7 protein-coding genes are annotated in these 7,915 nt (G+C 66.8%); 3 read left to right on the top strand and 4 right to left on the bottom strand.

Annotated features, from left to right (window positions below; translation table 11 throughout):
- Nucleotide 1: 1 nt before the first annotated feature.
- Nucleotides 2–991 carry a GlxA family transcriptional regulator gene (locus QOC69_RS06830; protein WP_526437670.1) on the bottom strand — a complete coding sequence of 330 codons (990 nt, stop codon included), beginning with the start codon at nt 989–991 and terminating at the stop codon, nt 2–4.
- A gap of 73 nt (nt 992–1,064) precedes the next feature.
- Between QOC69_RS06830 and QOC69_RS06835 the strand changes: the two genes are divergently transcribed.
- Entirely contained in the window at nt 1,065–1,724 is a 660-nt protein-coding gene (locus tag QOC69_RS06835; protein ID WP_526437672.1) for an HD domain-containing protein, read from the top strand.
- Here QOC69_RS06835 and QOC69_RS06840 read toward each other — a convergent pair.
- Nucleotides 1,622–1,981: a hypothetical protein gene (locus QOC69_RS06840; protein WP_526437674.1), complete on the bottom strand. Its 360-nt coding sequence runs from the start codon at nt 1,979–1,981 to the stop codon at nt 1,622–1,624. The genes QOC69_RS06835 and QOC69_RS06840 overlap by 103 nt on opposite strands.
- Before the next feature lie 135 nt (nt 1,982–2,116).
- Nucleotides 2,117–2,767, bottom strand: coding sequence for a VldE C-terminal domain-containing protein (locus QOC69_RS06845; protein WP_526437676.1), 651 nt, complete (start codon nt 2,765–2,767; stop codon nt 2,117–2,119).
- A gap of 103 nt (nt 2,768–2,870) precedes the next feature.
- Here QOC69_RS06845 and QOC69_RS06850 point away from each other — a divergent pair, with 103 nt between their 5' ends.
- Together QOC69_RS06850 and QOC69_RS06855 are read left to right on the top strand one after the other, a co-directional pair.
- Nucleotides 2,871–4,220: an acyltransferase family protein gene (locus tag QOC69_RS06850; RefSeq protein ID WP_526437678.1), complete on the top strand. Its 1,350-nt coding sequence runs from the start codon at nt 2,871–2,873 to the stop codon at nt 4,218–4,220.
- Nucleotides 4,174–6,531 (top strand): Tex family protein, encoded by a 2,358-nt coding sequence (locus tag QOC69_RS06855; RefSeq protein ID WP_526437681.1) that lies wholly within the window; start codon nt 4,174–4,176, stop codon nt 6,529–6,531. Before QOC69_RS06850 ends, QOC69_RS06855 begins: the two co-directional genes overlap by 47 nt.
- Nucleotide 6,532: 1 nt before the next feature.
- Here QOC69_RS06855 and QOC69_RS06860 read toward each other — a convergent pair.
- The coding region (locus tag QOC69_RS06860) for an MMPL family transporter (protein WP_526437683.1) at nt 6,533–7,915 on the bottom strand (1,383 nt) is incomplete at its 5' end.

A 7,915-nucleotide genomic window follows, 5' to 3' on the forward strand; every position in this document is an offset into this window, starting at 1 on the left:
ATCAGTGTCTGGCGACGTAGCTCTGTCGGTATTTCTGTGGCGACACCCCAACGGTGCGGACGAAGTGATGTCGCAACGAGGCGTAGGAGCCGAACCCGGACTGCTCGGCGACGCGGTCGACGGTCAGCCCGGTGGATTCCAGCAGCCGACGCGCTCGGTCGACGCGCATCGTGGTGAGCAACCCCAAGGGTGTGGTGCCGAAATGCTCACGGAACTGGCGGTTCAGCGTTCGCACGCTGACCGACGCGTGGTTTGCGATGGCCTGCAGGTCGAGCGCGTCGACCGCGTTCTCCTCCATCCAGGTGATCGTCGGCTGCAGCGGATGGTCGGCATCGGCGGGCCCGGCGTGCTCGATGTACTGGGCCTGGCCGCCATCGCGCCACGCAGGTATCACGACCCGCCGCGCGGTGCGCCCCGCCAGGTCGGGGCCGGCGTGTTGGCGGATCAGGTGCAGACACAAGTCCAACCCCGATGCCACTCCCGCCGACGTCAGAACCGGGCCCTCGTCGATGAACAGGACACTGGGGTCGACGTCGATGGCGGGATGCCGCCGCGCCAACTCACCGGCGAACTGCCAATGTGTGGTGGCACGCCTGCCGTCGAGCAGACCCGCAGCAGCCAGCGTGAAGGCCCCGACGCACATCGACGCGATCCGTGCACCGTTGTCGGCGGCGGCTCGCAGTGCAGAAATTGCTTGCGGGTCAGGCTGTTCCAGAAATCGGTGGGTTCCAGGAACCACCACCAGGTCCGCTTCGGCCAGGGCGTCCATCCCGTAGGACGTGCGAATCTCGACCAGGCCCCAGTCCGCGGTGGTGCTGATCGATGGCTGCCCGCACACCCGAACTTCATACTCCGGCGGTGCATGTGAGGCCCCGCTGCGGCCTGCAACTCCAGGCTCCTCGGCTGCCTGATTGGCCATGCCGAAGACCTGGCCGGGAATCATCAGTTCGAAACCCATGACCTGGTCCAGCGCCAACACCCCGACGATCATCGTGGCTAGATCTTAGCAGTACTTGACTATCTGGCCACTAGTGCGCCCAGCTCCGTTCCGGCATCGTTGCGGTATGGATCTCCCAGATTCCGACATCGCCTGCGCCGCAAAGCAGTTCGTGTTCGACGTCTCGCCGGCCTTCGTCGCCAATCACAGTGTGCGCAGTTACCTGTTCGCTCGAGAGCTCGCCGCAGCCACGGGACTGCGGCCCGATGTCGACTATGACGACGAACTGGTTTTCCTCAGCTGCGTGCTGCACGACCTCGGTGTCACCGAGCACGGCAACGGCGATCAACGGTTCGAAGTCGACGGTGCCGACGCCGCGGCGCGCTTCTTGCGTGACCGAGGCGTTCAGGAAGAGCGGGTCGTCACGGTGTGGCAGGCGATTGCGCTACACACCAGCGTCGGCTTGGCGCACAGGTTTGGTTCGGTACACGCCGTCACCCACCTGGGGATCGGCACGGACATCGTCGGCACTGATCGAGAAATGCTCCCGCCGGGGTTCGCGGATCGGGTGCATGCGTCGTGGCCACGTCATGACCTCGGCTATGCGCTGGCCGAAGTCATCGCAGCCCAAGTCGAGGCCAATCCGGCAAAGGGGCATCCGATGACCTTCCCCGGCCACCTGCATCAGCTGCTGTACCCCTCGACACCGGCGGTGACGTGGTTCGACGTCGTCGGCGCGGCCGGTTGGAATGATCGGCCCACCGAGGACGGTCCGCTGGACGGATAGTCACTGCGGACGGGCAACTCGTCGAACTGCGTGCTCGCGGATCTCCGGCGTCGAGCGGCGTCCACGAAGATCGCGACGGCCACCATCTCGGCGGCGCCCAGGATCACCAGGGGCCACGCGAGGCCGGCAGCGGCGGCGAGCCGGATGGGATGCGGCTGAGGTCGGACCGGGTCGTTCAGCTTGCGGATGGTGAGGGCCAAACCGATCGAGGTCAGCGCCCAGCCAAGCAGGTAGCCGCACAGGACTGTGTAGATCACTGATGGGCTCCTTGGGTCGGCGTCGGTTGTCGTCGGGTGCCGGCCGTGGTGGCCGCTCACACCACTCTGCGACGGACACCTTGGAGAAACCTTGCCGCCCAGGTAATGCCTGCAGCACGGGCAAGGACACGCACGTCAGATGTAGTAGGTTTCCTGCCCCGTCGGGTATCCGCCGCCGTCGGTGGCGATGTGAACGTGGTCGAAGTGATTGGCGGTTTCGTTGCCGTAATCGGCCGTCCAACTCGGCGCGCCGATGCCCGGGTAGAAGCCCTGCCGCCAGATCACGTGGATCACGCCCCAGCGTTCCGCGTTCGCCAAGGCCAAGCCGGCGATTTGGTTGCCGAGCTCGATTCCCTCGTCGGAGTGATAGTTCGGGATCATCACGTCGATCGCCAAGCCGTTGGGATGCCACTTCAAGGCGTCCTGCCGGTAACCGCCGATGGTCTTGATCTCGGGAAACATCACGCTGATCGCACGGGCGGCCCGAATGGTGTGGACCTGCAACCCGTCCTCCGGCGCGACGCCGGCGGGCACCGCGAACTGGAAGCCAGGGGCGGCGACGGGTGCGCTTGCCGCCAACAATTCCGCCTCCGCGGGAGTGGCGACGCCCGAGGCGCCGGCCGGCACGGATTCCGGGCTTGCCGGGGTGACCGTCGCGGGTTCGGCACAGCACGGAGCCTCTGCGCCCTGGGCGTAGACCATGCCGGCGGAGACGGCGACCGAGGCTGCCAACGCCAACCAGCGACCTCCGCCGTTGGTCAACACGTTTCTGCCCACGAACGGCACTTTACTGTCGTGTCCGACGCTGCATCAGCGATATCGGGGTTTGCTGCGCGAGTCGCGTAGTCATACTCATCCATGGCGGCCAGCGGCACGGCATGCTGGGTACATGCCGCTCACCAAGCTCGGGACCGACTCACGCAAGGTCCCCGACGACACCGCACCCGGCCGCGACCGCGCGGTCGACGTCGCCCGGCTGGCCGCACTGGTAGTCGTCATGTTCGGGCACTGCGCGCTGCTGCTCGCCACCATCGACACCGGCGGTCTGCACATCGGCAACCTGCTCGGCGAGCGACCCGCGATCGCCCCCATCACGTGGGTCGTCCAGGTCATGCCGCTGTTCTTCCTCGCAGGCGGCGCGGCAGGCGCGTACGGCTGGCGGGCGGGTACGCCGTGGGGCACCTGGCTGTTCACCAGGGCGCAGCGACTGTGCAGGCCCGTGTTCTGGTATCTCGCGGCATGGACGGTCGGTCTCCTCGTGGTGCGCGTGATCCTCGGAGCGGAGTCCGCAGCGGGGGTCGGACGCGAAAGCGTGGCGCTCCTGTGGTTCCTCGGCGTGTATCTGGTGGTGCTCGCGTTCGTGCCGGCTCTGACCCGGCTGACTACGGGGCGTGCGGTGGCGGTCGTGATCGCGTCGCTGCTGGTGACCTCGGCGGCGTTCGACGGGCTTCGGATCGCGCTCGGCACGGACACGGCGGGCGCCGCCAACTTCCTGATCGTCTGGCTGATCCCCGTGGTGATCGGCGTGGCCTACGCGCGCCGACTGATTGGTCCGGGCGCGGCACTCGCCACCGCGGCATCCGCGTTCGCCGCGCAGGTCGTGCTCTGCCTGGCCGGTCCATACGACGTCTCTCTCGTGGTGACAGGCACAGAGCGCCTGTCCAATGTGTCGCCGCCGACGCTGCTCCTCGCGCTGCACTGCACGTGGGTGTCGTGTGTGTTCGTGGCCACCGCGGGCGCGGTCCGGCGGTGGGCCGAGCGGCCACGTGTCTGGCGCGTCGTCGCCGTCGGCAACGGGGGAGCGATGACGCTCTACCTCTGGCACATCCCGGCGATCGCGATTGCCATGTTCTCGCTGCACGCCGTCGGTCTCGACGCCTACGACGTGCACGCTCCTGGGTTTTGGGGACTCCTTGCGCTGCGGGCGCTCGTCTTCACCGTCGTCATGGCCGCGACGTTCCGCCTGCTCTCACCGCTCGAGCACCGTCCGCTGCCGTGGTGGGACGCGCCGGCCCGCGCCACCGGTGCCCGGTCGACCGTTGCCGGTGCGTTGATCTGCGTCGCGGGCGTCGTATTGGTGCTGCTGGCCAACAACGGGCTGACCGGGTTCGCGGGGTGGGCGTTACTCGGTTGCTTCCTTGCCGCGGCAGTGGCTGCGCGAGTGAGTCAGGGGCATTCGGTAGGGTCTTCGCGTGACCCCGAGCCCGACAGTCAAGTCCGTAAACACCCGTCTCGCTGAGGAACTCGCCGTACGTGAGGCCCAGGTGGCCGCCGCCGTACGGCTGCTCGACGAGGGTTCGACCGTTCCGTTCATCGCCCGGTACCGCAAGGAGGTCACCGGCAGCCTCGACGACGGTCAGCTGCGGACTCTCGAGGAGCGACTCGGCTACCTGCGGGAGCTCGACGACCGGCGAACCGCGGTGTTGGCCTCCATCGGGGAGCAGGGAAAGCTCACCGACGAACTCAGGGCCGCACTGATGGCGGCTGATACCAAGTCCCGGGTCGAGGACATCTATCTGCCCTACAAGCCCAAGCGGCGAACCAAGGCCCAGATCGCCCGTGAAGCCGGCCTCGAACCCCTCGCCGATCAGCTCCTCAGCGATCCGACGCTGGTCCCCGAGGATGCGGCCGCGGGGTTCCTCGGCGAGGATGTCGTCGATGCCGTTGCGGCACTCGACGGGGCGCGCCACATTCTCATCGAGCGTGCGGCCGAGGACGCCGAACTAGTGGGCGCCGTCCGCGCCAAGTTCTGGGCGGACGGTTCGCTGCAGACGGCGCCGTCGTCGGAGGAAGTTTCCAAAAGCGCTGCAGCGCAGAAGTTCCGCGACTACTTCGCGTTCTCCGAACCGCTGGAGCGCATCCCCTCGCACCGGGTGCTCGCCGTCATGCGCGGGGAGAAGGAGGGGGTCCTCGCACTCAACCTCGACGGCGGCGACGACGAGGTGTATCACGCCATGGTCGCCAAGACGCTCGGTGTCGACATGGCCTCGACGGCCGCGGCGACACCGTGGCTGGCGACCACGGTCAAGGTGGCGTGGCGGGTCAAGCTGATGATCTCCGGCGCGGTCGACGCTCGCATCCGTCTCCGGCAACGCGCCGAATTGGACGCGGTGGCGGTGTTCGCCAAGAACCTCAAGGATCTCCTGCTCGCGGCACCGGCCGGTACCCGCACGACGCTGGGCCTCGATCCCGGATTCCGGACGGGCGTCAAGGTGGCCGTCGTGGACGGCACCGGCAAGGTGGTCGACACCTGCGCGATCTTCCCCCACCAGCCACAGAAGCAATGGGATGCGGCCAAGGCGACCCTGGCGGCGCTGATCGCCCGCCACGGCGTCCAGTTGATCGCGGTCGGCAACGGGACGGCGTCCCGCGAGACCGACGCCCTGGCCGCCGAACTCATCGCCGACATCCGGGCCGCAGGCGCCGATGCCCCAGTGAAGGCCATGGTGAGCGAGGCGGGCGCCTCGGTGTATTCGGCTTCTGCGTACGCGGCGCACGAGCTGCCAAGCCTCGACGTGACACTGCGCGGGGCGGTGTCGATCGCGCGGCGGCTCCAGGATCCGCTCGCCGAACTGGTGAAGATCGAGCCGAAGTCGATCGGCGTCGGACAGTATCAGCACGACGTCACGCCGGGCACGCTGGCCCGCAGTCTGGACGCCGTCGTCGAGGACGCCGTGAACGCGGTGGGCGTCGACCTGAACACCGCATCCGTCGCGTTGCTCGCCCGCGTCTCGGGGATCACGGAATCGTTGGCCGAGGCCGTCGTCGCCCATCGCGAGAAGACGGGACCGTTCCGCAAGCGCAAGGCGCTATTGGACGTTCCTCGGTTGGGCCCCAAGGCATTCGAACAATGTGCGGGCTTCCTGCGGATCAGCGGCGGCGACGACCCACTCGACGCATCCGGGGTCCACCCGGAGTCGTACCCGGTGGTCCGCAGGATCCTGGACCGTTCGGGTGTCACCCTCGCCGAACTGATCGGCGACGAGCGGTCGTTGAGGTCGCTGCACCCTGCGGACTTCGCCGACGACCGGTTCGGCATTCCCACGGTGACCGACATCCTCGCCGAACTGGAGAAGCCGGGACGCGATCCGCGGCCCGCGTTCTCCACGGCGACCTTCGCTGCCGGCGTCGAGAAGGTCGCCGACCTGAAGGCGGGCATGGTCCTGGAAGGGGTGGTGACCAACGTCGCGGCGTTCGGGGCGTTCGTCGACGTCGGCGTGCATCAGGACGGGCTGGTACACGTCTCCGCGATGTCCGACCGCTTCGTCTCCGATCCGCACGAGGTCGTACGGTCCGGGCAGGTGGTCCGGGTGAAGGTCATCGACGTCGACCTGGATCGCCAGCGGATCGCGCTGACTCTGCGCCTCGGTGACACGCCGCAGCGCGGTCAGGGCAAGGGCACCGATCGTGAAGCTACCTCGCCTCGCGGCGATGGCAATCGGGGGAAACAGCCGAACCCCAACCGTGGCAAGAAGTCTGACGCTCGGGAATCGAACCAATCCGCGGGGTCGATGGCGCAGGCGCTGCGGGACGCCGGCTTCGGACGCTGAGCTACTCGGTCGGACCGTCGCCGGACGGCGGGCGCGCACCAACCGGCTGTCGAGGCCAACGCGCCGGGTAAGGACGCGGCCGGACCACCTGCGGCCACCAGAACCAGCGGCCGAGAAGCGCGGCGATGGACGGTGTCATGAACGCCCGGATCACCAAGGTGTCGAAAAGGAGGCCCAACCCGATCGTCGAGCCGATCTGGGCGACCACGATCAGCTCGCTGACCACCATCGACATCATGGTGAAGGCGAACACCAGGCCGGCGGCGGTCACGACGGATCCGGTACCGCCCATGGCGCGGATGATCCCAGTGTTGATCCCGGCGTGGATCTCTTCCTTGAGGCGCGCCACCAACAGCAGGTTGTAATCCGCACCGACGGCCAACAGGATGATGACCGCCATCGCCATCACCATGAAGTGCAGTTCGATGCCCAGCACGTGCTGCCAGACCAGAACCGACAGGCCGAAGGACGCGCCGAGCGACAGCACCACGGTGCCGACTATGACGGCCGCGGCGACGAGGCTGCGCGTGATCAGCAGCATGATGATGAAGATCAGCGTCAGCGCGGCGATCCCGGCGATGATCAGGTCGTAGCTGTTGCCCTCCTGCATGTCCTTGAACACCGAGGCGGTTCCGCCGACGTAGATCTTGGACCCTTCGAGGGGCGTGCCCTTGATGGCTTCCTTCGCCGCCTGCTTGATGGCGTCGATGCGGTCGATGCCGTCAGCGGTCAGCGGATCGCCCTCGTGAGAGACGATGAACCGCACGGCGTGGCCGTTCGGCGAGATGAAGCTGTCCATGCCGCGTTTGAACTCTGAGTTGTCGAAGATCTCCGGTGGCAGATAGAAGGTGTCGTCGTTCATGGCGTCGTTGAACGCATCACCCATGGCCGTCGAGTTCTCGTCCCTTGCGGCCATCTGATCCTGCATGCCCGCCTGCGTGGAGTGCATGCTCAGCATCATCGTCCGCATCGACTTCATGGTCTCGATGTTCGGGCCCATCAGGGCCGCCATCTGTGGCATCAACGCGTCGAGTCGGTGCAGGTCCGGGAGCAGATCCTGGAAGTCAGCGGTCATGGTGTCGACACCGTCGAGCGTGTCGAAGATCGACCGCATCGATATGCACACCGGAATGTCGTAGCAGTGCGGTTCCCAGTAGAAGTAGTTGCGAATGGGGCGGAAGAAATCATCGAAATCGGATATGTGGTCCCGTAATTCGGCGATGTCGATTGCCATGCCGTCCATCCGGCCGACCATGTCGTGCGTCGTCGCGCTCATCTCTTCCATCAACGTGATCATCCTGGTCATCGTGTCGATGGTGGTCTGCATGTCGGCGGCCTGCACCAGCATGTTGGCCATGGTGTCCTGCATGTACTTGCGGTTCAT

Origin of the sequence: Mycobacterium sp. (assembly GCF_032162105.1) — a bacterium.
GTDB lineage: Bacteria > Actinomycetota > Actinomycetes > Mycobacteriales > Mycobacteriaceae > Mycobacterium.